General features: G+C 65.9%; 25 protein-coding genes and 1 pseudogene. 8 read left to right on the plus strand and 18 right to left on the minus strand.

Annotation, left to right across the window (positions count from 1 at the left end; genetic code table 11):
- Positions 1-2: 2 nt before the first annotated feature.
- The 8 genes and pseudogenes from OKW37_RS31910 to OKW37_RS31945 all read right to left on the minus strand — a co-directional run bounded on the left by OKW37_RS31910 (position 3) and on the right by OKW37_RS31945 (position 8,489).
- Positions 3-922, minus strand: a pseudogene (locus OKW37_RS31910) (aldehyde dehydrogenase family protein).
- Positions 919-2,184, minus strand: a complete 1,266-nt coding sequence (gene phnA / locus OKW37_RS31915) for a phosphonoacetate hydrolase (protein ID WP_429403288.1) — start codon at positions 2,182-2,184, stop codon at positions 919-921. The pseudogene OKW37_RS31910 and the gene phnA overlap by 4 nt, the downstream one beginning before the upstream one ends.
- Before the next feature lie 121 nt (positions 2,185-2,305).
- Positions 2,306-3,061: a phosphonate utilization associated transcriptional regulator gene (locus tag OKW37_RS31920; protein WP_429403289.1), complete on the minus strand. Its 756-nt coding sequence runs from the start codon at positions 3,059-3,061 to the stop codon at positions 2,306-2,308.
- Between the two features lie 107 nt (positions 3,062-3,168).
- Positions 3,169-4,032 (minus strand): 2-aminoethylphosphonate ABC transport system, membrane component PhnV, encoded by an 864-nt coding sequence (phnV, locus tag OKW37_RS31925; protein ID WP_187613138.1) that lies wholly within the window; start codon positions 4,030-4,032, stop codon positions 3,169-3,171.
- Positions 4,022-4,984 (minus strand): 2-aminoethylphosphonate ABC transporter permease subunit, encoded by a 963-nt coding sequence (locus OKW37_RS31930; RefSeq protein WP_184068117.1) that lies wholly within the window; start codon positions 4,982-4,984, stop codon positions 4,022-4,024. The genes phnV and OKW37_RS31930 overlap by 11 nt, the downstream gene beginning before the upstream one ends.
- Positions 4,962-6,062 carry a 2-aminoethylphosphonate ABC transport system ATP-binding subunit PhnT gene (gene phnT, locus OKW37_RS31935; protein ID WP_090806214.1) on the minus strand — a complete coding sequence of 367 codons (1,101 nt, stop codon included), beginning with the start codon at positions 6,060-6,062 and terminating at the stop codon, positions 4,962-4,964. The genes OKW37_RS31930 and phnT overlap by 23 nt, the downstream gene beginning before the upstream one ends.
- Before the next feature lie 73 nt (positions 6,063-6,135).
- The gene (gene phnS / locus OKW37_RS31940) at positions 6,136-7,227 is read right to left on the minus strand and encodes a 2-aminoethylphosphonate ABC transporter substrate-binding protein (protein WP_429403290.1); all 1,092 of its coding nucleotides are present in this window, start codon (positions 7,225-7,227) and stop codon (positions 6,136-6,138) included.
- Between the two features lie 506 nt (positions 7,228-7,733).
- Entirely contained in the window at positions 7,734-8,489 is a 756-nt protein-coding gene (locus tag OKW37_RS31945; RefSeq protein ID WP_429403291.1) for a DeoR/GlpR family DNA-binding transcription regulator, read from the minus strand.
- Between the two features lie 295 nt (positions 8,490-8,784).
- Between OKW37_RS31945 and OKW37_RS31950 the strand changes: the two genes are divergently transcribed.
- A complete protein-coding gene (locus tag OKW37_RS31950) occupies positions 8,785-10,341 on the plus strand; it encodes an ABC1 kinase family protein (protein WP_429403292.1) in 1,557 nt (518 codons plus the stop codon).
- Between the two features lie 84 nt (positions 10,342-10,425).
- A complete protein-coding gene (locus tag OKW37_RS31955) occupies positions 10,426-11,295 on the plus strand; it encodes a DMT family transporter (protein ID WP_429403293.1) in 870 nt (289 codons plus the stop codon).
- Positions 11,296-11,331: 36 nt separating this feature from the next.
- Here OKW37_RS31955 and OKW37_RS31960 read toward each other — a convergent pair whose 3' ends face one another.
- On the minus strand, positions 11,332-12,279 hold the full coding sequence (locus OKW37_RS31960) for a L,D-transpeptidase (RefSeq protein ID WP_429403294.1): 948 nt from the start codon (positions 12,277-12,279) through the stop codon (positions 11,332-11,334).
- A 450-nt stretch (positions 12,280-12,729) separates the two neighbouring features.
- Between OKW37_RS31960 and nadE the strand changes: the two genes are divergently transcribed.
- Entirely contained in the window at positions 12,730-13,590 is an 861-nt protein-coding gene (gene nadE, locus OKW37_RS31965; protein ID WP_429403295.1) for an ammonia-dependent NAD(+) synthetase, read from the plus strand.
- Positions 13,591-13,701: 111 nt separating this feature from the next.
- Here the strand turns inward: nadE and OKW37_RS31970 are convergent, their stop codons facing one another.
- The 5 genes from OKW37_RS31970 to OKW37_RS31990 form a co-directional block, all read right to left on the minus strand.
- The gene (locus OKW37_RS31970) at positions 13,702-13,968 is read right to left on the minus strand and encodes an RNA-binding protein (RefSeq protein WP_184054915.1); all 267 of its coding nucleotides are present in this window, start codon (positions 13,966-13,968) and stop codon (positions 13,702-13,704) included.
- Positions 13,969-14,283: 315 nt separating this feature from the next.
- The gene (locus tag OKW37_RS31975; RefSeq protein WP_018425032.1) at positions 14,284-14,634 is read right to left on the minus strand and encodes a hypothetical protein; all 351 of its coding nucleotides are present in this window, start codon (positions 14,632-14,634) and stop codon (positions 14,284-14,286) included.
- A gap of 80 nt (positions 14,635-14,714) precedes the next feature.
- Positions 14,715-15,389 (minus strand): hypothetical protein, encoded by a 675-nt coding sequence (locus tag OKW37_RS31980; protein WP_429353935.1) that lies wholly within the window; start codon positions 15,387-15,389, stop codon positions 14,715-14,717.
- A 184-nt stretch (positions 15,390-15,573) separates the two neighbouring features.
- Positions 15,574-17,238 (minus strand): S10 family peptidase, encoded by a 1,665-nt coding sequence (locus tag OKW37_RS31985; protein WP_429403296.1) that lies wholly within the window; start codon positions 17,236-17,238, stop codon positions 15,574-15,576.
- Between the two features lie 80 nt (positions 17,239-17,318).
- Entirely contained in the window at positions 17,319-18,878 is a 1,560-nt protein-coding gene (locus OKW37_RS31990; RefSeq protein WP_429403297.1) for a S53 family peptidase, read from the minus strand.
- Between the two features lie 311 nt (positions 18,879-19,189).
- Here OKW37_RS31990 and OKW37_RS31995 point away from each other — a divergent pair, with 311 nt between their 5' ends.
- A complete protein-coding gene (locus OKW37_RS31995; protein ID WP_184068086.1) occupies positions 19,190-19,702 on the plus strand; it encodes a DUF1993 domain-containing protein in 513 nt (170 codons plus the stop codon).
- A gap of 35 nt (positions 19,703-19,737) precedes the next feature.
- Here the strand turns inward: OKW37_RS31995 and OKW37_RS32000 are convergent, their stop codons facing one another.
- On the minus strand, positions 19,738-20,064 hold the full coding sequence (locus tag OKW37_RS32000) for a YnfA family protein (RefSeq protein ID WP_429403298.1): 327 nt from the start codon (positions 20,062-20,064) through the stop codon (positions 19,738-19,740).
- A 161-nt stretch (positions 20,065-20,225) separates the two neighbouring features.
- Positions 20,226-20,897, minus strand: a complete 672-nt coding sequence (locus OKW37_RS32005; protein WP_429403299.1) for a LysE family translocator — start codon at positions 20,895-20,897, stop codon at positions 20,226-20,228.
- Between the two features lie 154 nt (positions 20,898-21,051).
- On the opposite strand from OKW37_RS32005, the gene OKW37_RS32010 reads away from it, so the two are divergent.
- Entirely contained in the window at positions 21,052-21,522 is a 471-nt protein-coding gene (locus OKW37_RS32010) for an Lrp/AsnC family transcriptional regulator (protein WP_018425024.1), read from the plus strand.
- An 86-nt stretch (positions 21,523-21,608) separates the two neighbouring features.
- Positions 21,609-21,842, plus strand: coding sequence for a hypothetical protein (locus tag OKW37_RS32015; protein WP_013091435.1), 234 nt, complete (start codon positions 21,609-21,611; stop codon positions 21,840-21,842).
- A 70-nt stretch (positions 21,843-21,912) separates the two neighbouring features.
- On the opposite strand, the gene OKW37_RS32020 is transcribed toward OKW37_RS32015, so the two are convergent.
- Together OKW37_RS32020 and OKW37_RS32025 are read right to left on the minus strand one after the other, a co-directional pair.
- Complete coding sequence (locus tag OKW37_RS32020; protein WP_090806238.1) at positions 21,913-22,389, minus strand: OsmC family protein; 477 nt, start codon at positions 22,387-22,389, stop codon at positions 21,913-21,915.
- A gap of 47 nt (positions 22,390-22,436) precedes the next feature.
- Positions 22,437-22,829 carry a hypothetical protein gene (locus OKW37_RS32025; protein WP_429403300.1) on the minus strand — a complete coding sequence of 131 codons (393 nt, stop codon included), beginning with the start codon at positions 22,827-22,829 and terminating at the stop codon, positions 22,437-22,439.
- 150 nt (positions 22,830-22,979) lie between these two features.
- Between OKW37_RS32025 and OKW37_RS32030 the strand changes: the two genes are divergently transcribed.
- Positions 22,980-24,983, plus strand: a complete 2,004-nt coding sequence (locus tag OKW37_RS32030; protein ID WP_429403301.1) for a VTT domain-containing protein — start codon at positions 22,980-22,982, stop codon at positions 24,981-24,983.
- Positions 24,984-25,751: 768 nt separating this feature from the next.
- Positions 25,752-26,993 carry a phospholipase A gene (locus OKW37_RS32035; protein WP_429403302.1) on the plus strand — a complete coding sequence of 414 codons (1,242 nt, stop codon included), beginning with the start codon at positions 25,752-25,754 and terminating at the stop codon, positions 26,991-26,993.
- The last annotated feature ends 6 nt before the right edge of the window (positions 26,994-26,999 follow it).

Genomic DNA, 26,999 nt, shown 5'->3' on the forward strand with positions numbered 1-26,999 from the left:
TGTTACTCCCAAGGTAATGAAAACGTCTTCAGATTGGTAAAGCTCTTCATCGCTTCCTGAACGCCTTCCTTGTAGCCTAGCCCCGAATCCTTGATGCCGCCAAACGGCGTCAGCTCGATCCGATAGGCTGGCACTTCCCACACGTTGACGGTGCCCACGCGCAGCTCATTAATGAAACGCGTGATCGCGTCCTGCCGGTTCGTACACACGCCCGACGACAGCCCGAACGGTGTTCCGTTGCTGATGCGAATCGCATCGTCGCGCGTGTCGAACGCGACGACCGGCGACACCGGCCCGAAGGTTTCCTCGCGCACGAGCGTCATCGACGGATCGACGTTGTCGAGCACGGTCGGCGCATACAACGCGCCGCGGCGCTCGTTGCCGAGGCGCAGGCGCGCGCCCGCGGCCACCGCCTCATTAGCGCGACCTGGTTCATCGGATGATTGAACGGCGTGATCGCGACGATCACGCCCGCGAGCGGCTCGCGCTGCGAGAACACGCGGCGCCTTTTGCCATGCGGCGTCAGATCGCACGAGAAACTCTGACCGTCGTCGCGCAACGCCTCGAACGAGGCAAAGCGGAACACGTCGGCGACGCGGCCGATCTCGTAGCGCGAGTCCTGCTTCGACAGACCCGACTCGAGCGAAATCAGATCCGACGCCGGTTCGATCCGCTCACGCAGCAGCACCGCCGCGCGCTCGAGAATCTGCGAACGCTCGTAGCGCGACAGCGTCGGCCGATACGCGAGCGCGTAGTCGAACGCGGCGCGCACATCGTCGATGCTGGCGAAGGGCACCGTGCCGACGCGCATGCCGGTATAAGGATCGAACACGTCGAGCGTCCGGGCGCGCGTCGCGCGCTCGCCGCTCAGCCGCAGCGCTTCGGCGCGGAACTCAGGATGGTCCCGCGGCGCCGTGTTCATGATGTCGACACGCGATTGAGCGCGACGTCGAAGATATCGAAATTGCGCAGCCGTTTGCCTTCGCTGCCGGTGGCTGACGGCTGAACGCGCCGGTTGAACAGCAGTGGCACTTCCTGCTCGGAAATCCCGCCGTGCGAGCGCAACGGCACGGTGAGCCCGGACAGGTCGTGCTCGTCGCGCCGCGTGCCGAGCACCACATGCTTCGTGCCGATCACGACCAGATCGCCGATGCGATCCTCAGGCAGCCCGAAGCGCGCACACGCGGCGCGTCGATCGAGCACGACTTCGATTCCCGGCAGGCGGCCGATCCGCGCAATCACGGACGCAGCATCGACCTCGCGCGGCAAATAGACCGTCGCGAACGAACCCAGCGCGCCATGATGCACGACGTACGGATCGGTGATCGGCAGAATCACGCGCGCCGTCGACGCGTCGAGCCAGTCGTCGAGCAAGTCCTGCAGATAGATCACGTTCGGCTCGCCGGTTTGCGGATCGTGCTTCGCGTTCATGCCGTGATCGGCGGTGAGGCCGATCACCCAGCCGAGCGCGTCGAGCTTCGCGAGATAGCCGTCCATCATCGCGTAGAACGCGTTCGCGCCTTCGGTGCCGGGCGCCCATTTGTGCTGGATATAGTCGGTCGTCGACAGATACATGAGGTCGAGCTTGCGCGTCTGCGCGAGCCGCACGCCGGCCGCGAACACGAATTCCGACAACCCCGCGCTATACACGTCGGGCAATGGCAGGCCAACCAGATCGAGCACGTCGTCGATGCCGTTTTCCTCGCGCGTCACCTCGTCGGCTTTCTCCGCCGAAAAGCAGATGCCCTTCAACTGCGCGCCGAGTAGCCCGCGCAGTTTGTCCTTCGCAGTGACGACGGCGACCGCGGCGCCCGCGTCGGCGGCGGCCGCGAGCAGCGTGGGCGCGCGCAGGTAGGCGGGATCGTTCATCATCACCGCCGAGCCCGCGCCGTCGTTCGCGTGGGTGTCCCAGAAGTAGTTGCCGCTGATGCCGTGCACGGACGGCAATACGCCGGTCACGATCGACAGGTTGTTCGGGTTCGTGAACGACGGGATCACGCAGTCGCCGCGAAACGCCGCGCCGCCCTCGAGCATCGAACCGATGAACGGCGCGACGCCGGCCGCGACCGCCGCTTCCAGGTACGCAAACTCACAGCCGTCGACACAGACAACGACCGTCGGTTGCGAAGGCAGCCGGTAGCTCCGGCCGTTGACCTCGATCGTGCGTTGCTCGGGGTGTGTCATCGCGTGGTTTTCCATTGCCGGGGTTGTCATTGCAACGTCTTAATCGCCGGGTTGTCTGTTCGTGGGGCGAAGCTGCCGCGGCGTTTGCCGGTACGCTTGCCTCGGCTTCATCGCCGCGCCGTCATCGCCCGCGCGAGCCGGCCGCACCCGCGCCTGCCGGCAGGCGCTGCTCGTGCGCCGCATCGCCCGCCGCCTCGCAGGCCGCATGCGCGCGCTGCAACCCGCCCTGCACATGCGCGCGCATCAACTGCGCGGCCTGCTCCGCATCGCGCGACGCGAGCGCTGTCAGAATCGCGCGATGCTCGGCGAGCGAGCGCGCCATCGCGTCGGCCTGCACGACTAGCGCCGCACGCCGAAACAGGCTCAGCTCGCTGACGAGCCTGCGATACGTGTCGTACAACTTCGTGTTGCCCGCCGCCGCGACCAGCGCATCGTGAAACGCGACGTTCGCGCGCGCATACGCATCGTGATCGTGCGACGCGAGCGCCGCGCGCATCGCGTCGACCCAGTCGCGCAGCACCGCGAGCTTGCCCGCATCGATGCTCGACGCGAGCATCCGGCACGCCCCCTCTTCGAGCACCGCGCGCACCGCGTAAATCTCGTCCGCCTCCGCGAGCGACACCGTCCGCACGAACACGCCGCGATTCTTCTCGGTGCGCACCAGACCCGCCTGCTCTAGTGCGCGAAACGCCTCCCGCACCGGCCCGCGCGACACCTGCAATCGCGCCGCCCAGTCGGCTTCGTTGAGCTTGTCGCCCGGCACCAGCATGCCGCCGACGATATGCCGCTCGATCTCGTCGCGCACCAGCGTCGTCAGCGAATGGCGGCGCAGGACCTCGATCGGATCGACGGAAGCAGAGTGCATATATTCTGTCATTTTGACAACTTTTGCCACATCTACATCGATGCTCACCGGTTCGCGCGCGTGCTTCAGATCAACGAAATCGCTCGCCGATCACTCGGTTCAGTCGGGGCTCAGTCGGCTCAGTCGATCCGGCGCCGCGGAGCGCGCGCCGCGATCAGCAGCAGAGCGACCAGCGAGACCAGCAGCAGAATCAGCGACAGCGCGGAAGCCGGCAGGTAATAGCCGCGTTCCACCTGCCCGACGACGACGATCGGCACCGTCGCGAAGCCTGGCGGATATACGGTCAGCGTCGCGCCGAGTTCGCCGAGCGACAGCGCAAAGCCGAGCGCGAGACTCGCGCGTATCGCCGGCACCAGTTGCGGCAACACGACGCGGCGCAGCACCATCGACGGCGGCGCTCCGAGGCTCGCGGCCGCTTCGCGCAACACGGTCACCTCCGGGCGCAGCGCGGCGGCCGCGCAGCGGTAGCAGAACGGCAGTACCAGCGCGAGCTGCACGAACACCACGATCGCCGCCGAGCTCGACAGATCGAGCGGCCGTTTGTGATACGCGATCAGCACCGCGAGGCCGAGCACGACGCTCGGCACGCCGTTGGGCATCATCGCGATCGTGTCGATGACGGCGCCGAGGCCGCGCCGGTCGCGTCCTTCGAGCGCGAGCGCGAGCCACAAACCGAGGATCGTGCCGAGCACCGCGACGCCCATGCCGACTTCGAGGCTGGTGGTCAGCGCGTCGAAGTCGCTCGAACCGAGGCGCTCGAACCAGCGCATGCTGAAGCCGTCGGGCAGGATCGTGCCGGACCAGTGCGACGCGACGCTCGATAGCGCGACGACCAACACCGGCAGCACGAACAGCCAGAAGCACAGCAGCGCGGCAAAGCCGAGAAACAGACCGCCGAGCAGTCGCACCGCGAGGCTGTGCCGCACCGGCCGGCCCTTCTTGTGCATGACCGGCAGCACGGTCGGATCGAGTTCAACGGCCATGACCGGCTCCTTTCACCTTGCGACGATTGACACGCCGGTACAACGCGTACAACGACAACGACATCAGCAGCATCACGACCGCGCCGGCGGCGGCGGTCGGCAGATCGAGATCGACGGTGGCGGCGCTGTAGATCGCGACCGGCAGCGTGATCAGATGGGCGCTGCCGAGCACCAGCAGAATGCCGAACTCGTTGAGCGTCAGCAGAAAACACAGGATCGTGCCGGCCGCGATGCCCGGCCACGCGAGCGGCAGGATCACCTTGAACGCGACCATCAGGCCGTTCGCGCCGAGGCTGCGCGCGGCTTCGATCAGTCGCTGGTCGAGCAGCGCGAACGATGCCAACGTCGGACGCACGACGAACGGCGTATAGAACACGACTTCCGCGAGAATCACGCCGCCGATGCCGAACAGAAAATCGAGCGGCGGCGCCTGCAGATTGAACAGCCGCTGCAGCCCGATGCTGACCGAGCCTTGCGAGCCGTACAGAAAGATCAGCGTGAACGCAACCAGAAACGACGGGAACGCGACGAACAGTTCGAGAAAGCGCGTGACCATGCGCGCGCCCGGAAACGGCTTGAAGAACAGCAGCGACGCGAGCGCCACGCCGAGCAGCGACGCCAGGCTCGCGCTCGCGAACAGGATGCCGAGCGTGGTGCCGATCACGCCGCGCGTTTCGGGGTTACCGAAGAACGTTACGTACGCGTGGCCAGACAGGCCATGCGCGCCGGTCAGACTCAGCATCACGAGCCGCACCAGCGGATAGATGACGAGCGGTCCGAGCACCACGACTGCAATGAACAGCAGATGCCATTGCGCGAGGCGCTCGCGCCGCTTGACGGCGGCCGCGTGCGCCGCCGCGCTCGCGAGACGGCGCGCGGCGGCGGCTTCGACCTCGGCTTGCGCGGCAAGGTCGAGTGGGTTGGACGTATCAGGGCTTGATAAGGACGACATCGCCAGCCTCGTAACGCAGGGAAACACGCGCGCCCTTCTCCGGCGTCATGCCGAGACCACGCTGCAGCGTGACGAGCACGGGGTCGTTCGGCAGCGCATCGAGCACGACCGATACCGACAAGGCCGCGCCGTACCACTCGACCGACGCGATCGCGCCGTGCAACTGCCCCTCTCCGAGCGGCACGATGCGCAGCGCCTCCGGACGCAGACACGCGACACGTTCGCGCTCGTTGTAGCGCGCGTCGTCCATGCCGAACGCGACCTGCGGCGGCAGCAGATTGGCCGCGCCGAGGTAGCGCGCGACGAAGCCGTCGGCCGGCGAGTCGTACAGCTGCTGCGGCGTGCCGAGCTGCGCGATATGGCCATCGCGCATCAGCAGCGTGCGGTCGGACAGCACGAGCGCGTCGTCCTGATCGTGCGTCACGCAGACGATCGTCAGATTCGGCAGGCGTTCATGCAGCGCCTTCAGTTCGGAGCGCACCGACGCGCGCAGATTGGCATCGAGCGCCGACAGCGGTTCGTCGAGCAGCAGCACGTCGGGCTCGATCACGAGCGCGCGGGCGAGCGCCACGCGCTGCTGCATGCCGCCCGACAGTTGCGCGGGCATCACGTGACCGGCATCGCCGAGCTGCACGAGCTTCAGCACCTCGGCGACGCGGCGCGCGACGTCGCGCGCCGGAATACGCCGCGCGCGCAACCCGAACGCGACGTTCTCGAATACCGTCAGATGCGGAAACAGCGCGTAGCTCTGGAACAGCAGTCCGAGGTTGCGCTTGTGCGGCGGCATGTGCGTCAGATCGCGGCCGGCCACCGTCAGCGTGCCGGCCAGACCGTCGGCCTCGATGAAGCCCGCGATGAAGCGCAGCAAGGTCGTCTTGCCGCAGCCGCTGCGCCCGAGCACGGTGAGCAACTCGCCGCGCCGGATGGTCAACGACAGATCGTCGAGCACCGTGCGCGCGCCGAAGCGCACCGTCAGGTGATCGATCTGCACGCCGCCCGGCGCGTCCGAACGCGCGGCGTCGAGCGCATCCAGCGGAGCGCCAGGCGCAGTGGGGTGAGCGAGACTGGCCGTATTCACCGGAGTCGTCCTCCAACAGGATTAATGCTGATGCGGCGCCGCGCATTACGTGCGAAGCGCCGCCTGAATCGACTTACTTCGGCTTGACCACTTCGATCTCTTTGCCCGACGAACCGATCACGTCGCTCTTCCAGCGCGCGGTCCAGTCGGCCTTCTTCGCCATCACGTGGTTCCAGTCGACCGGAATCAGCTTGACGCCGCTGATCGCCTGCTTGACCGCTTCGCCGTTCTTGCCGGCGAGCGGCACGTCGCTGCGACCCGGAATGCCGAAGATGTCCGGCACCTTCGACTGCACTTGCGTCGACATCAGATAGTCGATCAGCTTCTTGCCCTCGGCCTGGTTCGGACCGTTCTTGATCAGCGCGATCGCGTACGGCAGCTGGAACGTGGTCGGCTGACCGCCGGGCGTGGCGGCGAGGAACACCGGCTTCAGCGACAGGCCGCCGTTGGCCGCGTCGTCGAGATCCATCTGCAGATCGCCGTTGGCGACCGCGATCTCGTTGCGCGACAGCAGCACGTCGAGATAGCCCGTGCCCTTGGTGTGGAACTTGGCGCTCTGTTCGAGCTTCTTCAGATAGTCGAACGCCTGGTCTTCGCCCATCAGCGACGAGGTCAGGATGATCACCGCCATGCCGTCGCCGGCGGTCGCCGGATTCGAATACGCGACCTTGCCGGTGAAGTCCGGGTGCAGCAGGTCCGCGAACGTCTTCGGCTCGGTTTTCGTGACTTCGGGGTTGATCGCGAAGGTGAAGTAGTTGTTCACGAAGGTCGCCCACGCGCCGTTCGGCGCCTTCGCGATGGCCGGCACGTTCTTGTAGTTGGCGCTCTGGTACGCCTGCAGCAGGCCGCTCTGGTCGGCCTGCTGAATGAACGGCGGCAGCGTGACGAGCACGTCGGCCTTCGGCTGATCCTTCTCGATCGTCGCGCGGTTCACGACTTCGCCGCTACCCGCCGTGACGATATTGACCTTCACGCCCTCCTTCTTTTCGAAGGCCGGCAGCACATCCTTGTACAGATTTTCGAGGCCGTCGGCCGTGTACAGCACGACGGCGTCGGCCGCATGAGCCTGCATCGCGGCACCGCCGAACGCGGCCGCGGCGACCAGCGCCGGCAACAGTTTGCGCGCGAGGCCGGCCGCGGCGTGAAGGGAATTCGTCTTTTTCATGTCGCTCTCTCCGAAGCTAAAAACCAGACGGTCGGGATAACCCATACCTGTAGTGATTGAACGGCGGCACGCGCCGCTTGCGTGTTGCCCGCTGCGGTTGCCGCGCCGGTCTGTCGTGGATTGCAGATTGCCGACAACTTTGCCGCTTCTCGCCCAGCCTGACTGACAGCCCCCTACCATACCCGCGCTGCCTGCCGCGCCTGAGCGGGCACGGCAAGAATCACAGGTTTCGATGACAAGGCCATGACGATTGCGCCGAATTCCAAAAAAAGACACAAATTGCCAACTCGCGCCAACCGACGGAATTCGTCGCGCCACCCCAAAGCGGACCCCGCGCGCCGATCCCGTGTGGATCGTACATGGCGAAAATGACGATGTATGCACGGTGCGTCGGGAAAATGCGGAGGCGGCGGGTGGCTTTTTTGTATTTAGATTTTGGCGGGCGCGGAATGTCGCTCAGCGCGAGCGGCGTACGAACGCGGCGGGAACCGCCCCGCCAGCCCGTCTCAGGCGATCAGAATCTCCGGACCATGCGCGGTGATCGCCATGCCAAGCGCGCGCTCGGGCGCCAGTTCGGTGACCAGATACCGCGCCGACTCGATCCCGTTGATGCGCACCGGCGTCACGCGTCCGAATTTCGAATGATCGGCGACGACGACCACCATGTCGGCCGCGGCGATCATGCGGCTGCGTACCTCGGCCGCCATGCGGCTGTAGTCGGTGAGATAGCCGTCCGGCGAGATTCCGCCCGCGCCAATGAACGCGAAATCGGCGTGGTACTGCGTGAGCTGCTGAACCGTGTCGAGGCCGAAGGTCGCGTCTTCGATATCGGACAGCTCGCCGCCGAGCAGCGTCACGCGATTGTCGTTGCGTCGGCCGAGCAGCAAAGCGATGCGCCAGTCGTTGGTGTAGACCGTCAGCCGATGCCGGTCGAGCAGCGCCCGCGCGACCGACTGCGTAGTACTGCCCGAATCGATGATCAGCGATGCGCCGTCCGGCACGAACTCGGCCGCGCGCTCGCCGATCGCACGCTTCGCACCGGCGTTCTCGGCTTCGCGCGTATCGAGATCGGGCTCGCGCCGATCGCTCGACAACGCGCCGCCGTGTGTCGTCACGAGCAGGCCGCGGCCGGCCAGCGCGTTGAGGTCGCGACGGATCGTTTCGCGCGATACGTTCAGTTCGCGCACCAGTTCGGCGACCGACAGCGCGCCGTTCTTTGCGACTTGCGCGAGGATGTATTGATGACGTTGTTCTGCGAGCATCTGAGAAGGCCGGAAGCCGGCACGCTTGGGTTTCGCCGTGGTTGAGGAAGGCCGCCGTATTGTATTACGCGTATTGCGCGTCGTCGGTGCTGGCGTGCAGGTGGCGCTCAGGGTGGCGTGGGGGCGCGTTCATGGCGCGCTCGGCTTGCATCGAGCCGCCCTTGCGCGCGAACACGCCAGCCATCGCGCCGACCTGCTAACCTTGACGGCTGGACTCGCCGGCCATGCGGCGAACGCAACGCCGCCGCCCGGCCGAGTCCCGCGCACAACGCCTCGCCCGTCAACCGAACCGCCGATGCCGCCACTGTTTCGCCGTCTACTGCTGCTGTTCCATGCGCTGCGTTACGGCGCGCGCCTGATCTGGCTCGCCGCCCCGCCCGACCACAAGCTGCACTGGATGATCGAACTGATCGGCCGCGTGCATGCGTCGGAGCGCAGCGGCGCGCAGTTGCATGGTCTACTGCCGGCGCTCGGTCCGCTCGCGAGCCGCTTCGCGCAGACGCTCGCCAGGCGCCCCGAGCTCGCGAGCGGCACGCTGCATGACGCGCTGGACGCCATCGATCACATGGAAGTGCCGCTGTCGCCGGACGACTCCGCGCTGGCTTTGACTCGCGCGTTCGGCCGGCCGCTCGGCGAGCTGTTCAGCGCGGTCGACCTCGTGCCGGTACGCAGCGGCTTCGCCGAGCAGACCCATTTCGCGCGGCTCGCGATGCCGCTCAAAGGTCATCACGAAGTCGCCGTCAAGCTCGTGCGCGCGCAGCAGTTGCAACAGATCGGCGATGAACTCGCTTTGTTGCGCTGGGTCGCGCGCTGGCTCGAAAAGCTGTCGCGCGTCGCGCGCCGGCTGCAGTTGCGCGCGCTCGCGCAAACCTTCACCGACGACATCCTGCGCCGCTTCGACCTGCGCGCCGAAGCCGCGAATCTGAGCCAGACCGGCCACCATTTCGACGGCGACAAGCGCATCGTCGTGCCGGACGTGATCTGGGAGCTGTGCACCGACCACACGCTGACGATGCAGCGCGTCAACACGCTGTCCGCGAGCGACCTGCCCGGTCTGCACGCGCACGGCATCAAGCTGGCGCCGCTCGCCGCGCATATCGTCGAGGTCGTCACCGAGCAGGCATTCGAGCATGGCTTCTTCCACGCGACGCTCGATGCGCGCCGCGTGCGCGTCAGCATCGAGCCGGACACGCTGGGGCGCCTCGTGCTCGCGGAGTTCTCGATCATGGCGACGCTGTCGAGCGACGAGCGCGAATTTTTCGTGCACGGCGCGACCGCGTTGTTCGACCAGGACTACGGGCGGCTCGCCGACATGCATCGCGAGGCCGGCCACGTGCCGGACGACACGCGCGCCGAGCTGCTCGAAGCCGAGGTGCGCACGCGCGCCGAAGCGCACTTCGCGGCGGCGCCCGAGGATCGCTCGGCGGGTTCGCTGTTTCACCATCTACTGCACGGCGTGCAACCGTTCGACGGCCACGTGCCGGGCGCGCTCGCGACCGCGCAGCGCTCGTTCCAGCAGGCGGAGATGCTCGCGCGGGCGCTGCATCCGGGCATCGATACATGGAACATCGCGCGCGGCGTGCTCGCCGATATCGCGCGACGCGATCTCGATCATCGCGGCTGGCTCAAGCGACTGTCACACGAGCTGCCGCATCTCGCGCATATGCTGCCGCGCGTGCCGCAACTGGCGGTGCGCTATCTGCAGCAGCACGATCGCACCGGCACCCCGCAGCAGAACGCGCAACTGCTCGCGGATCTCGCGCGCGAATACCGGCGCACGCGCTGGCTGCTGTGGGCATGCGTCGTCTGTGGCGGCGTGCTCGGAGCGGGGATGACGCTGCTCGCGTGGTGACGGTCCCGCGCGCGTTGCAGCTTTGAACAAGACGCGCGCCGCCCGTGCCGCCAACATGGCGGCTTTTTCACGCCTCCCGCCTCGATGCTCGCTTCCTTTCTTGCCGCCGTCTTCGTCGTGCTGTGGTCGACCGGTTTCGTGGTCGCCCGCGCGATCACGCCTTATGCCGATCCCAATCTGTTTCTGCTTGCCCGCTTCGGCGGCACCGCGCTGGTCTTCGCGCTGGCCACGCTGGTCGCGCGCGCAGCCTGGCCGACCGGACGCGACTTCGGCAAGCACCTGGCCGCGGGCGCGCTGCTGCAAGGCGTCTATCTCGGCGCCGGCTACTGGGCCGTCGCGCAAGGTCTGAGCGCCGGCGTGATGGCGCTGCTCGGCGCGCTGCAGCCGCTCGCGACGGCCGCCGTCGCCGCGCCGCTGTTCGGCGAGCGCTTGTCGCGGCGCGGCTGGAGCGGCATGGCGCTCGGCCTCGCCGGCGTCGTGCTGGTGCTCGCGCCGAAGCTCGCTGCCGCGACGCCGCCCACGTGCGGCAACGCACCCGCGTGGCTGGTCGTGCTGATATCGATCGTCGCGGTGGGGGCGATCACGGCGGGCACGCTGTTCCAGAAGACCTCGCTCGCGAAGGCCGATATTCGCAGCGCGAGCGCCGTGCAGAACGTCGGCGCGGCGATCGTCGCGGGGGTGCTGGCGCTGGCGCTCGGTGAGCATCGCTGGATCGCGTCGCCGACGCTGTGGGCATCGCTCGCGTGGGGCATCGTGATGCTGTCCGGCATCAGCGTCACGTTGCTCGTCTGGATGGTCCGGCGCGGCGATGCGGCGCGCGCGACTGCTCTGCTGTTTCTTGCGCCGCCGCTTGCCGCGCTCGAAGGGTATCTGGGGTTCGGCGAAACGCTGCTGCCAGTGCAGATCGCCGGATTTGCGGTCGCGCTGGCTGGCGTGTTGTTGGCGAGGTCGTGAGGGGCGCCGCGCGCCAGCATCGCCACCAAGCGCCCGTCAGTCGGCCGTATCCGCGCGCGCGGGCATTTTCGCTCGCGCAACCGCGCCCGGTGCTGGCGACCACGCCGGCCGACTCTTGCGCTGCGAATCGACCACGACGATAAAACGCCCCGCCCACGGCATGATCTGCCGGTCGCTTTTCAGCACCCACAGCGATTGGCCGGAATCGACGAGCTGCGCATATGCTGCGTCGAGAATCCCGTAGTGATCGAGAAACGTGTTCAGCGATGCGGGAATCCGCACGCAGCCCTTCGAATGACGAATGCCGAGCAGCGGTTCGAGCCGCTCGGGGTCGGTCGCGTGCATCTGGAAGCGCATCTGCGACATGCCGCCCTTGCCCCAGCCGCGTTCACCCAGCGCCCAGCCGAGGTCGAAGATGCGCATATCGCGCCGTCCGTAGCCGCGAATATGGTTTTCGTTCTGCGTGCCCTCGGAGCGAAAATCCATGTTGTCGGGCGTATGTTCGAACACGCCGAGCGGCGTGATGAAGTGGTCGTACTCGCCGGGCCGTCCCGTGGATACGGGGGATGCGCCGATCATCTGCCAGTTGTCGGCGGGCGCCGGGCGGAAGTAAATCAGGAGCGCCTGCACGTTCGCATTGCGATCGACGAGCACCACGTACTCGCCCGACAGATTGCCAAGCTCGTTCTCATTGAGCGCCGTCTCCAGACGGTCGGCGTACGCTCGCTGCGCCGCGACGGGCAGTCTGAGCCGGCGCGTCACGTCCCGCGCGAATACGTCGCGCAGCAGGAACGCGCGGCGCGGATCGACGACGCCAGCCGCGTCGGGCGCGGCGATGGTGGCGGCGTCGATCGTGGGCAACGGCCGGCTCGCGCCATTCCATGCGTTGCCCGGATTGGCCAGATTCACCGTATGCGCCGCTGATGTCGTGGATGCAGGTGACTGAGCGCTACCGGGCGCCGCCGCATGAACCGGCGCCGCCATCGCACCGGCACTCGAGACGACGGCTGCGCAAACCCACGCGCAAATCCTCAGGCGGTTCAATCCAGGCTGGCCAGGCCGATCTGGGTATCTCATCGCGTCTTGGAGCAAACATGATTATTATTGATCGCACGCCGGGTCCCTGCGGCGTTCGGCACGACCGATGTTACTCAGCGAAGCGAGGCGTGTCGATGAAAATACCTTCTAACCTGCGAACTCTTCAAAAATGATCGGCTATTTTTCGACAATCGACATGCCAGCGAAAACGCAATTAATACGCAATTAAATCGGTCATCGGAAAATCAAACCCCAAAAGGCAATATACGATTTCGTTCGACGAAAGGTAGACAGAAGACGGCGGCACGTGCCGATACTCACGCCGTTTTTCAACCTGCTTGCAATCTGTTTCAAGCCACTTCAATCGCTTTTTCTCTCGCGAGGACAACAACGATCATGGCTCAATCCGATCCAGCCGCGCGCCAGGCCCGCATCGCGACCGAAATGCACGTCGCCGCCGAATTCGACGCAAGCCGCGAAATCGAGCGCCGGGTCGATTTTCTGGCGAACTATCTGCGCGACAGCCACCTGAGAACTTATGTGCTCGGCATTAGCGGCGGCGTCGATTCGACTACGGCCGGGCGTCTCGCGCAACTCGCGGTCGAGCGTTTGCGGGCGAACCATTACGACGCGAGTTTCGTCGCCGTCCGTCTGCCTTACGGCAAACAACGCGATGAAGCGGATGCGCTCGAGGCATTGCGCTTCATTCGCGCCGACGAAAATCTGACTATCGATATCAAACCCGCAGCCGATGCGATGCTCGAGTCGCTCGATAAAAGCGGCGTGTCGTTCAAGGACGAATCCCAGCGGGATTTCGTGCACGGCAATATCAAGGCGCGCCAGCGGATGATCGCGCAATACGCGGTGGCTGGCGCGCGCTCGGGCGTCGTGATCGGAACGGACCACGCGGCCGAATCGGTGATGGGCTTTTTCACGAAGTTCGGCGACGGCGGCGCCGACGTGCTGCCGCTCGCCGGGCTCAGCAAGCGCCGCGTGCGTGCGGTCGCGAATACGCTCGGCGCGCCCGACGCGTTGGCGCATAAGGTGCCGACCGCCGACCTCGAGATGCTGCGGCCGCTTCGTCCCGACGAAGACGCATATGGCATCCCATACGACGCGATCGACGATTTTCTCGAAGGCAATCCGGTCAGCGATACCGTGCGTGACGTGGTCCTGGAGTTTTACAACGCGACGCGTCACAAGCGGGCGCTGCCGTATACGCCGTTCGATTGGCCGGCGTCGCCGGATGGGCAATGATGCGGCCGCGAACGGCGCTCTCAAACGAATAAAGGCGGTGGACATGCGCGCGTCGTCGCGCCTGTCCACCGCCTTCGAAAACAATAGAGCTTACTGCACCATCCGCGGCGCTTACTGCTCGGGCGGCGGTTCGTCGCTGAACAGATCGGCGCTCGCTTCGAGCGGCTGGCCACCCAGTTGCTTGCCGTGAATCTGCCGCGCGATCACGTCGCCGACATACGGCACGCTCGCGTCGAGTTCGATCGTCGCGTAGGCGCCGGGCTTGCCGGCGTCCACCACCTCGACGTGTTTCGCGTAACGGCCGAGTTCGCGCTTCAGAAATTCCCGCACGTCCTGCTCGCTGCACGATTCGGCGATATTGCGCACGGTCAGGTTCATGCGGCCTACCCTCGCCGCGCCTGGCGGTCCGTCCGTTGGTCAGCGCTTGCGATACGCACCGCTCGCAGCGCGGCACGCTGCTTCGTCTGAGTCGCGCCGAGTGCGCGAAGTGCGACCACGCCGGTCGCGCCGGCTAACCCCATAGCGAGCCATGACAAGTAAAAGGCCATCGTTCAAATCTCCTGTGCGAATTGCATCCTGTTGTCAGGATAGCCCGCTTCGACAGCGAACACACTGTGACGCAGTGTCGTAGGCAATGGCGAAACGTCCCCGTCGATGCACTGTACCTGAATCGGTCGCGCCAAATCGCGCCGATCAGTCCGCCGCTTGCACGTTCGCCGCGCTCACCCACCACGCATTCTTACCTTGCGGCAGACGGACCAGCACCGCGGAAGGATCCTCGACGCCGTCATCGGCGATCTGGCATACCGGCAGGCCGTCGGGCAGACGCTTCACTTCGCCAGCGGCCTCGAACAGCGCGATTCGCTGCGCATCCAGCGGGCGCAGTTGCCGATACACGTCGAAGCTGAGCGCCGCGGGCACGTCGCCGCGAATCTCGAGCTCATTGGCGCGCGCGCAATGCGCGGGCGCGACGGCAACTGCGGCGGCGCTGCCGCTCAGGCAGCCGATCGTCAGCGCGACGGCGGCGAGACGGGAATGGGTCATCGTGTTTCTCCGAAAAAAAGTGAGGGGCAGCGAACCGTGGTTCCGCGAGGAATGCGCAAGCGTGCGGACGCGCGGCGCGCTCAACGCTGGCGGGCATGCGCGTCGCCGCGTCGGCTGTCTTCGCTGTCGACGCCATCGTCGTCGCGAGTCGCGAACTCGAGCCGGCTCACGTCGCAGGACGCCTGGCCAAAGCCCGCATACACCGCCGACCAGTTGCCGACGATCACCGCTTGCGCCTGCGCGAGACTCAGCTTGCCTTCGCAGACGCAGCGCTTGAGCAGCGCCGCCGCGCGTGCCTTGCGGCGCTCGCCCTGCGGGCCGGACCACGGCAACAGATCGAGATTGGCCGGCGCATCGGGCGATCCGCCGAGCATGATCGGCACACGGCGGTCGAGCGCGAACGCGGCGACGTCATCTGCATCGATGCCGCGTGCGGCAAGCATGCGATCCTTGTGCGCCATCAGTTCGTCGAACGGCGGCGCGACGGTTTCCGCATAACCGGGGCGGCAAATCGTCTGGCCGATCGACTGCTGGCTCACGCGTTCGTCGAGCATGGCGCTCGGTTGCGCGGCGGCATCTCCGATGCGCAGCGCGAGCAGTGCGCCAACGGTGACGAGCAGCGCACGGTGCGTGATGCGCACGCGCGGACGAAGGACGCGCGTGCGTCCGAGCCGCGGCGCGTTGGCCGCGTCATTGCTGCTGGTCGTGTCGCGGGAAAGACCGCGCCGATGGGTGTCTGCGATGCCTGCGTTCATTCGTCGGCGCGCCGGCGGCGGCACGCGGTAGTTCAATTCGCAAGGCAATTAAAACACATTCAATATGGATGAGTACAAAAGCCGGACATGAGGGCGCGGCGTTTGCCGGCTCGCGGCAGCCGCCGCGAGCCGGCGCAGACCAACCCAGCGCGACGTCGCGATGAGTGGGGGCGCCCCGCCGCCTCTACTTCGCCACCCGCGCCTGCAACGCGCGGATCCGCCCGAGCGCCTGCGCGTTCGACACCGTCTCTTCGTACATCTTTGCGAGGTCGGCTTTCAGCGCGGTGCGCGAACCGCCATCGAGATACACCATATGCCCAGATGGATAGAACCGTGCCGACAGGTTCTGCCGCACCTGCTGACTGACCAGCGGCATCTGCTGCAGATCGAGCACGGTCTGATAGAACGGCGTGACGAAATCGAAAAAGCCATTCGCCGACAGCACCTTGAGGTCGGGATTGAGCGCCATCACGGCGGCAAGGTCGCCGGCCGTGTACAGAATGATGTTGCCTGTCGAGTCGAGACCCTTCTGCGCGCCGGTTGGATCGATATGGCCGAAATCCCAGTACTTGAACGCCTGATCGTTGAGGTCGGTGAACGACGAGTTCGACGTGTACTTCAACTGCTCGTTCAGATAGACGTTCCACATCGTCGTGTAGACGCCGGTGACCGCGGTCATCGTCGGATCGTTGCCGCCGGAGTTCGGGTCGATCTTGCCGGCGATGCCGGTGTCGATCGCCGTTACGCGGCCGTCGTAGGCGCCGAGCGCGAGGCCTTGCGACTTCAGCAACGTGGTCAGGAACAGCGAATTGCCGCGGCTGTCGTAGCCCGCGATGTCGAGGCTCCACGCGAGCAGCGTCGTCTTGTCGATGCCGGTGTATTCGCTGAGCTTTTCGGTGGTCGCGGAATCTGTGGTCGGGAACTTGCGCAGCGCGGCCAGGTAGTCGGTGCGCGCGAACTGCGCGACCTCCTCGGCGAACGCGCCGAGATCGGTCGGCCGCGGCGCGACGCCGAGCTTCTTGTGATACCACGCGTCAGCGGCCGCCGTGGGCAGCGCGCCGACCGGATTGCCCGATTGCGTGTAATCGAGAATCGACGATTGCAGCGTAATGCCGTTCAGATCGACCCCATCCTCGTGCAGCCGGTACGCGAGGACGCAGCTACGCGCCGTGCCGTAGGACTCGCCGAATAGATACTTCGGCGAATTCCAGCGGTTGTTCTTCGTCAGGAAACGCTTGATGAACTGCTTGATCGAATCCGCGTCCTGATCGACGCCCCAGAAGTCGCGATTCTTCTTCGGCGCGATCGCCGCCGAATAGCCGGTGCCGACCGGATTGATGAACACCAGGTCGCTCTTGTCGAGCAGACTGTCCGGATTGTCTTCGAGTGAATAAGGCGCGGGCGGCGTGAACCCCGGCATCGACGTCTTGATGCGGCGCGGCGCGAACGAGCCGAGCAGCACGAATACCGACGACGACCCCGGCCCGCCGTTATAGAAAAACGTGACCGGCCGCGTTTCTTCCTTCTGATTGTCCTGCGTGAACGCGACGTAGAACATCCTCGCCGACGGTTGCGAGCTGCTCGGATCGACGATCACCAGATGGCCCGCGGTCGCCGTGTAGTCGATCTTGTGAGCGCCGATCGTCACCGAATGATGCGTGATCGCGGCCGTCTCGACTGTATCGGTAACCGAATCGTCCGGGCCGTTGCCATAGGCGAGCGGGTCGAAGAGCGGCTGGTCGCCGGCCTTGTGCGGCGCGCTCGTGGCGGTGGACGCGCCTGCCGAGGCCGTGGCATGCGTGTTGTGCGGCGAATGCTGGCTACCGGAAGCTGATTCTGTATTCGTCATGATCGCTCCAAGGGTTCGTTTTAATTGCCATGCGTCCTCGTTCTTACGTCTCGTTGTTGTGTTATGCGCTGTGTTGCAGACTATAGTGCGCCCGCCACCTTCCCGCCATTGGGGCTGCCCAGTCCCGTGCAGGCATCCCACCCCTTCGACGCCGCGAAGCTGCCGTTGTTGCCCTGCGTGATGTCGTTGCAGACGCCCGGCGCCTTGTACAGCTTAGCGTTGACGAAGCCGGCCGGCTGTCCCTTCGCCGCGTTGATGCGCGCGATCAGCGCCGCCCACAGCGGCGCGACCGCGCTGGTGCCCCCCACCACCGTTTGCATTCCGTCGACCAGCACGTCGTAGCCGGTCAACGGCGAGGCATCGCCCGCGACATCCGGCACGCCGCGCCCGCCGAGCGGCTGGCTGCCGCCGCCCGTCGCCGTGGCCGACAAACCCTGCTGCCACGCCGGCACCGGAAACGCGCTGCTCACGCCGCCGCCGCTGGCCCCGCCCTGCTCGCCGTCGTTCCACACGACCTCGCGCGTGATCGCCGAACCGGACGAGCTCAGGTGCGTGCCGCCGCAGGCGAGCACATACGGGCTCGACGCCGGGAAGTCGACCGCGTCGCCGCCGCCCGAGCCGTCGCTCGACCCGCTGTCGCCCGAGGCCGCGCAGATGGTCACGCCGAGCGCCGCCGCCGATTGCAGTACGCTGTTGAGCGCCTGCATCGACTGGCTGGTCCACACTGATTCCGGCGCTCCCCAACTGATCGAGATCACCGACGGCTTGTTAGTTGTGTCGTGCACCGCGCGGCTCACCGCGTCGATGAAGCCGGCGTCGCTGTTCTGCGTGAAGTACACGGCGATGGCCGCGCCCGGCACGATGGCGCCGACGATCTCGATGTCGAGCGTGACCTCGCCGTCCGGCCCGTTCGGATCGCCGCTCGGCTCGTTGCCAGCCTGATCGACGCCGACCGGGGTCACGGTCGGCTCGCTTACACCGAGGCTCGAGAAATAGGTCTTGAGGTCCGACGTGTTGTAGCCGCCGCCGAGCTCGATGATGCCGACGCACTGACCGCCGCCGTCGCCTTGCGGAAACTGGTAGAGCGAGGCGAGCTGCGGCGGCGAGTACGACGTCTGCCCGGCGCGCGCCGGCACGAACGGCGGCCGGATGCGAAAGTGCGGACGCGCCTGCGGCCGGTTGTCGAGTCCGAGCACCGCCTCCACGACGCCATGCAGATCGTCCGGCACGCTGATCGTGCCGGTGCGGCCACGGAACTGGCCGGCCGCGTGATGCCGGTAGAGCTCGAGCTTGACCTCGAACGCGCTCTGGAATTGCGCGATCGTGCCGCTCAGCAGCACCGAGCGCGCCGCCGGATCCTCGCGCGCGACGGTGAGCCCATGCGCGGCCGCGAACGCGCGGACCTTCGCGATGTCATCGGGCGCGGCGCCGTAGTCCTGGGCGAGCGCCTCGCGCGACAGCGGCTTCACGCTCGCGTCGCCGGCTTCGATGCGTTTCATCAAGGCGTCGAACTGCGCCTGCTGCTGGCGGCGCAGCATCACGAAGACCTCGATCCGCTCGGCGGGATCGCATTGCCCGATGACCGTCGTGCCCTGCGCGACCTTTCGCTCGCTGCCCGGCAATGGATGCTTGGTGACCATGGTATCGACTCTCCTTTTAGCGTGGCTTGGCACGCGGTCATGCACGACCGCGCGGCCCGGCGGCGGCCAGGCACGCCACGCGCCTGCATGAAGCGCATCGTGGCGATACGCGGCAGGGGTTGTTCAAGAACTTCGTCCAAGCGTCCGACCAAAGCATTCGAACACAGTTCCGGCCAGCGCGACAGTCGTCCGCATGGCCAGGGTCTAATGCGCGGCGTGGATGCGACACGCTATGATGCTGAAGCGGCATTCCCGCCGTTTCATTGCCGCGCGCGCCGACTGCGCGCACGATCGAGAAATCAGAGGAACCCATGTCAATTTCGATGTATCAAGCATCACTGCCTGTGCTGATTCGCGGCCTCACGAACCTGCAGGCCATCCTGGGCAAGGCCGAAGCGCACGCGGCCGCGAAGCAGATCGAACCGTCGGTGTTCACGAATGCCCGGCTCGCGCCGGACATGCTGCCGTTCGTGCGCCAGGTGTATATCGCGAGCGATACCGCGAAGGGTTGCGCGGCGCGCCTCGCCGGCGTCGAGCCGCCGAAGTTCGACGACGTCGAGCAGACTTTCGATGAACTGCAGGCCCGTATCCAGAAAACGATCGATTACCTGAAGGAATTCAACGCGGCGCAGATCGACGGTTCGGAAAGCCGCACCATCACGCTGAAAATGCGGACGGGTTCGATCGAGTTCACCGGAGCGTCATATCTGTTCGGTTTCGTGCTGCCGAACTTCTATTTCCACGTGACGACCGCGTATGACATCCTGCGTCATAACGGTGTCGAGCTCGGTAAGCTCGACTATCTGGGCGGGATGCAGCAGTAAACGGAGCAGGCGGGTCGTCGATCGCGCGGCCGCCCTCACGCGTGCAGGCGCGGCTGGAATGCGATCACCGCCATGCCGGCCAGCGTCAGCGCGACGCCTGCCGCGTCCCACAGCGTGGGCCGCACCTCGTCCACGACCCACAGCCACGCAATCGCGACCGCCACGTACACGCCGCCGTAGGCCGCATATACGCGGCCCGCTGCGGTGCCATGCAGCGTCAGCAGCCACGCGAATAGCGCGAGGCTTGCCGCGCCTGGCAGCAACAGCCACGCGGAGCCGCCCTGTTTTAGCCAGCGCCACGGCAGGTAACAGCCGAGAATCTCGGCGACAGCGGTCACGACATACAGCAGGAAGGTTTGCATCGATGAGCGTGAGAAGGTGGTTGTGTCGCCGCGCGTGCGCGCGGCCGGCCGCGCTATCGGCTTTATTAACACAATCACCTGGCACCGCGGCCTTTGCATCGGCTGTATGCGCACGCGCGACGAATGCAAAAGCCAGCTCCAAGTTTCAATCCAGCGAAAGTTCAATCGAGCGAAAGCCGCAGCGCGAAGCCGATCAACGCAGCCGAGAAGGTCCACCGTTGTACCGTCTGCGCCAAAGGATGGACGCGCATCCAGTTGGCGATGCGCGCAGCGCCGATCGCATACAACGCGTCGAAGCATGCGCCGATCACGAGCAGCACGACACCAAGCTCGATCATCTGCCACGCTACCGGCCCCGCTTCCGGCCGCACGAATTGCGGCAACAGCACCGAGCAGAACAGTAGCGCCTTCGGGTTGAGCAGGTTCGTCAGCAGACCTTTGACGAACGCGGTCCGCAACGGCCGCACCGCATCGCTCGAAGCAGTGGATTCCACTCGCGGCGCGCCGGCCGCTTGCTTGTCGCGCGACCCGGCCGGCAATGCGAACCCGGGCGAGCGGAAGATTTGAATCCCCACCCACGCGAGATAGACCGCGCCGGCATAGCGCACCGCGTCGTACAGCCACGGCGCGTTGCGCAGCAGCGCCGCCATGCCGCACGCCGACAGCGTCACGTGCGTCGCGCGCGATACGCCGAGCCCCGCCGCGGCCGCGAAGCCGCTGCGTACGCCGCGCGCGATGCTGGTTTGCAGGATCAGCGCCATGTCCGGCCCAGGCACCGCATAAACGACAATCAATGCCGCCACGTAGACGGCCAGCAGGTGAGCGGAAATCATCGGAGCCTCCTTGTTGTTCGAGGCTCCATGTTGCTATCGGATGCGGAGCGTTTGCTGGCGACTTTCAGTCCTCTGCATTCAAAAAATAGCGGAATGCGCTAATATTTCGACATCTGACGACGCCTTCCACCACCCTGCAGCCCCCCTCCCGACCATGTCCACGGACGATCTCGACAAAACCGACCGCGCGATTCTCGCCGCGCTGCAAAACGACGGCCGCATGTCGAATGCGCGTCTCGCCGAGATGGTCGGCCTCAGCGAGACGCCTTGCGCGCGGCGTCTGAAACGTCTGGAGAACGATGGTTACATCGACCGCTACCGCGCGGTGCTGTCGCGCGCCGGGCTCGGTCTGGGCGTGATCGCGTTCGTGCTCGTGCGCTTCGCGGTGCACGACCGCGTGGTGGCCACGCGCTTCGAGCGCGAGGTGCAGGCGATCCCGCGGATCCTGTCGTGCCACAACGTGTCGGGCAGCGCCGACTACATCCTGCAGATCGTCGCGCGCGACCTCGACGACTACGGCACGTTCATGCGCGACGAACTGCGCGGCCTGCCGGGCGTGACGTCGGTGGAATCGGCCTTATCGTTGCGCGAAGTGAAAGCGTTTGGCGGTCTGCCGCTGTCCTGAGCGCGAACGTGGCATAGTCCCCCCTTTAGTCCCCTTTTGAAGCGGCACGAGCCGTTCCGACGCAACCCGACGACCCCGGAGTTCTCATGGATCACGACAAGGCGCGAGCCGAAGAAACCGCCGCAATGGAACGCGTGTTGACCGCCACCAAGCGGGTGCAGACCGCGTTCGCGTCGCTGCAATCGCAATTCCCGCCGGCAGGCAGCGGCAAGCCCTCGCAATTTGCGTTGCAGACTTTCGACGCCGCGCTGCAGGAACTCGAAGACGCACAAGCCGCGTTCGACGAACTGCTCGGCGATCTGCTCGACGGCAATCGTTGAGCGCTAGCGAGCGTCTGGCCGGCGCCCCGCTCGCCAGCCGGCTCGCACGCTTCGCGCCGCCGCATGCGCCTTAACGCGCGTCCGTCTCCACCACCGGCTCGCAGAGAATCGGAAAATTGACGGAGTTCGCGACGTAGCACTTCTGATGCGCGACGTGATGCAGATGCGTGGCCAGCTCGACATCGCCGCTCGCGCGGATCGTCACGCGCGGGCGCAGCACGATCTGCGAAAAGCGGCCTTCCTGCGCAGTATCGAGCATCGTGCCTTCGGCGTCGTCGCGATAGTCGAGCACGACGATGCCCGCCTCCGAGCACAGATGCAGATACCACAGCTTGTGACACGCGCTCGCCGACGCGACCAGCAGGTCCTCGGGATTCCAGCGCGTCGCGTCGCCGAGAAACGCCGGATCCGACGAGCCCGGAATGTCGGGCTTGCCGCCGGAAGAAATCACGTGATCGCGGTCGTAGTCGCGGTAGCCGGAGGTGCCGCTGCCGCGGTTGCCGGTCCATTTCACCGATACGTGGTACTTGTGCTCGCCGTGCGCCATTCGCTTCCCCTTTGGTCGGATCGGACCTGCATTCTATCCGCGCCACACTAGCGCGGCGGCGCCGCGCGGCCGGTCACGTTCGGCGCGCGTGGGTCGGGATTCATATAGAGCGCCGTGCCGTTCGCGCGCATGTTGTTGAGCGCGGCGCCCGAGCCGGTCGCGCCACCCGAGCCGAGCCCATACGAGCCGCCCGCCGACATGCCGGGCCCCGGCATGGCACTCGGACTGACGCCGGTACCGATGCCCATCGCGCCGCCGACCGCCGCATTGCCGCTGCCCCCGCTACCCCCGCTGGTGCCCGCGTTCGTGCCCGCATGAGTGCCGTTCTGGCTGCCGCCAGGATTGCCCGGTTGCTGGGCCTCTACCGTTGCAGCGGCCCCCACCGTCAACAGCGCCGCAAGCAACGCCGACCACACGATCCCACCTGTTGCTGTCTTCATAGCCACCCCCAATCGCATCGATCCGCCGAGCACGATATCTATTCTGAGCCGATCGCGCGACCGATGCAGCGGCGCCGCTCCCGCCCGCGCCCACGGCGTGTCCGTGCGCGTTATGATCGATCGTTACGCCCGAACGGCCGATCGCGCACGATGGAGCACGCCTACATCCACCTTTTGCATCTGCTCGCCGGCCACTCGACGTGGATGCTCGCGGTCGTTTTCCTCGCCGCTTTTTTCGAAGCGATCGCGGTCATCGGCACCTTCGTCCCCGGCAGCACCGCGATGTTCCTCGCCGGCGCGCTGACGGGCACCGGCTCGCTGAGCCTTGCCTGGGTCTTCGTGTGGGCGATCGTCGGCGCGGTCGCCGGCGACGGCGCCAGCTTCTGGCTCGGCGACCGCTACAGGGAACGCATCGTCACGCTGTGGCCGTTCCGCGCACACCCCGGCGTACTCGACGCGGGCCAGCGCTTCTTTCTGAAGCATGGCGCGAAGAGCGTCGTGCTCGCCCGCTTCATCGGCCCGCTGCGGGCGATCGTGCCGGTCGTCGCGGGCATGATGGGCATGCGGCCGCTGCGCTTCCTCTCGATCAACGTGCTCTCCGCGCTGCTGTGGGCGCCCGCGCACATCCTGCCCGGCGTCGTGTTCGGCGCGTCGGTGCTGCTCGCGGGGGCGGTGTCGTTCCGGCTCGTCGTGATCATCGCGATGCTGGCGTGCATCGTGTGGCTCAGCTTTCGCGGCGCTGGGTTTCTGGTGTCGCACGCGAATGCCTGGTCGAGCGCGGCAGGCCGTCATCTCGGCAGTTGGGCATGCCGCCATCCGGGTCCGCTCGGCCGCATCGCGCGCCGCATGCTCGACCCCGACACGCCCGATGCGACCCACCTGCTCGCGACGTCGCTGATCGTGCTGGTGGCCGGCGCGCTTTTCTTCGGGATCCTTGACGACGTCGTCAGCGGCGATCCGCTGACGACCATCGACCTGTCCGTTTATCACTTTCTGCAATCGATACGCACGCCGTGGGGCGACACGTTGCTCGCGGCGCTCGCGACGCTCGGCAGCGGCATCACACTGTTCGCGCTGGTCGTCACGGTTGCCCTGTGGATGGTGTGGGAGCGGCGCTGGCGCACGATCGTCTACTGGCTCGCGGCGGTCGTGTTTTCGCAGCTGCTGATTCTCGGCCTGCAACTCGCGATGCGCCGCGCCCCGCCCAACGAACTCATGAGTGGCCACTTCGTGTTTCCGAGCAATCACGTCGCCGCGACGGTGATCATCTACGGCTTTCTCGCGTTTCTGCTCGCGCGCCGGATCGGCAAGCTCGGAGGCGTGCTGGTTGCCGGCGCCAGCATCATCGTCGTGATCGTGGTCGCGCTCGCGGGCGTCTACTTCGGCCGCTACTGGGTGTCCGACGCGATCGGCGGCGCGGCGCTCGCGTATGTGTGGGTCGCGCTGATTGCGCTGACGGCGATCTGGCGGCATCCGCGGCCGCCGCCGCCGCGCCGTTTCATGCCGCTCGTGGTGCTCGCGGTCGTAGCGCTCAGTGTCGGCCTGCAGCTCGGCGTCGCAATGCCGACGCCGCCGGACGGCGCGCCGCAACCACCCCCCGTGCAGTTCACGCAGACGCAGTGGAAGCTCTCCGGGTGGAAGCGGCTGCCGTGCTTTCGCTCCGACATGGGCGGCGATCGCAAGGAGCCGCTGACGCTGCAATGGGTCTCCGAGCCCGCTTCGATACGCGAGCAGTTGCGCGCGCAGGGCTGGGTCGAGGGCACCGACGTGTCCGCGCACAGCCTGCTGTCGCTCGCTTCGCCCGACGTCGCGGCGGTGTCGCTGCCGGTGCTGCCGAAGCTGAACAATGGCGTGCCGTCGTCGCTGGTCTTCATGCGACCGGGCAATTCGCGCGAGGAACGCTACGTGCTTCGCTTCTGGCCGAGCGGCTACGCGGTCGACAACGGCACCTCCGCGGCGCCGCTTTGGGTCGGCGCGTTCGCGCACGAGCGGCTGACGCGGCCGTCCTGGCCGCTGAACATTCTGCGCATCGATCACGACGCGAGCCCGTTCGACGCGCCCACCAGGTCGGGCGCCGAGCTCGGCGCGACGGTTCTCGCGGAGGTCGATTGTCACGGCGTGCCGGTGTCGCTGCTGGTCTCGCCGAGGCAATGAGCCGCACATCCAGGCACATCCAGGCAACTTCAGGCATCTTAGGCATCCCCAGAGACAACCGTCCGCTTCGGAAGTCCACATCGACGTACCCGGCGCCGTCTATCAGCAATTGGCGCCACGGGGGAAACGCCTGCTGCGCCATATGCCGCGCGTGAGCGAACTCGACAATGCAAGCGCGCCGGAGCAATACCGGAAATTCGCCTATTGAAGAAAGCATTCAGTCGCCGCATTGGCCGCGCAACGAATTGTCACGAAAGCGAATCGCCAATTGACGCGCAATTGCCATAACGGAAATGACTGAGGCGACCGCGGGAATACACCGGGTCGCGAATGACAATCGATTTGACATTTAAGCCTTCGTTGCGCAAATGCAACGACACACCGGCATTATCCCCACTTCCCCCCGCTATTTGCACCGATAGCGCTCCTAATTCATTTTTCCACTCACGCAATCCGTAATCGCACTGGCAGAATGAGCAGAACGCCAGATAGCGGGAACCGGCATGCGTCGCCATTTCCGCAATGAAACACGGCGGCCGCGATTTTCTACCCAATTGCACGCATTAACGCTATCGTCTCTTTGCGACCTGAACTCTCGTAGACCACCAGGAGCTTCGTGTGCGGAATCGATCGATGTCTCGCGTGAGGAAAGACCGCCAGTCCGCCGTTCGCAGCCACCGCTCGCGTGTTTCCCGATTATCTTCAAGTCCGCTTTCCGGCTCCGTTTCCAGCTCGCTTTCCAGGCTTCTCCCCCGGTTATCGCTTTGCATGACTGCGCTGGTGCTCGGCAGCTACTCCGTGTATAGCGTCGCCGGCGTTTCCGTATTGCGTCCGCCGCGCGCAGCGCTATCGAGCAGTCCACTCGAAGTGACGATCGTCTATGCCGGCGATCAACCCGGTGGCACCGAAGTCGACGTGCCGGCGCAATTGAATATCGCGATCAGCAATACCGACGTGGTACCGCATCGGCTCGCGCTCACGCGCGAACGCGGCGCACCCGAGCATCTGAAGCTCGCCGCCGGCGAACTGAAGGCAGTGCGCTATACCGGCACGTGGCCCGAATGGGCGCGCGGCGCGATGCAGATCGACGTGCCGGATCTCGACGTGTCGCCATCGTACGTGCTGCTGACGCGTCCGCCGCGCTCCGGCAAGGACGCGGCGCTCGCGTCGGCCGGGAGCGCCAATGGAGCAACGGCGGCGGGCACCGCGAGCGGCGCACCGTCGTCGACGAGCCTGATCGCGTCGTCGCCCGCGCCATCACGACCGGATGCGCCCGTGCCGCAAATCAACACTTTCCTGAGCCGCTTCTCCGCCTTCGAACCGATGTATTTCGCCGATGGCGGCGGTAGCGAGTCCCTCGCGAAATTCCAGCTCAGCTTCAAGTTCCGCCTCGTCGTTCCGGACGACCCGCGCTCGCGTGGTTTCGCGGACAACCTGTACTTCGCCTATACGCAAACCTCGCTGTGGGATCTCAAGAAGTACTCGGCGCCGTTCCGCGACACCAGCTATATGCCGGCACTCTTTTATTACCTCGAAGACACCGGCTGGAAGAGCACGTGGTGGAGCCGAATGGGCGTGATGGCCGGCTACGAACACGAATCGAATGGACGCGACGGTCCGGAATCGCGCGGCGTCGACTATGTGTTCCTCAAGCCGATCTGGGATTTCGGCGACATCCACAGCTACCATCTGACCATCCAGCCGAAGATTTATTACTATACGCACATCGCCGGCGAGAACCATGACATCGCCGACTACCGCGGCTATGTGGACCTGCGGTTCATCTACGGCAGCCCCGACGGCGCGCAATTGGACACGACGCTGCGCAAAGGAACGCAAGGCGGCAAAGGCAGCGTCGATACGCAGTTCACCTATCCATTGGCGAAGCTGATCAATAGCCGCTGGGGCGGTTATCTGTGGCTCGGCTTCTTCAGCGGTTATGGCGAGGACATTCTCGACTACAACCAGCATCGCTGGATCGCGCGAATCGGCTATAGCATCACACGCTAATCCGGA

The sequence above is a fragment of the Paraburkholderia sp. MM5482-R2 genome (genome assembly GCF_050436125.1).
Classification (GTDB): domain Bacteria; phylum Pseudomonadota; class Gammaproteobacteria; order Burkholderiales; family Burkholderiaceae; genus Paraburkholderia; species Paraburkholderia tuberum.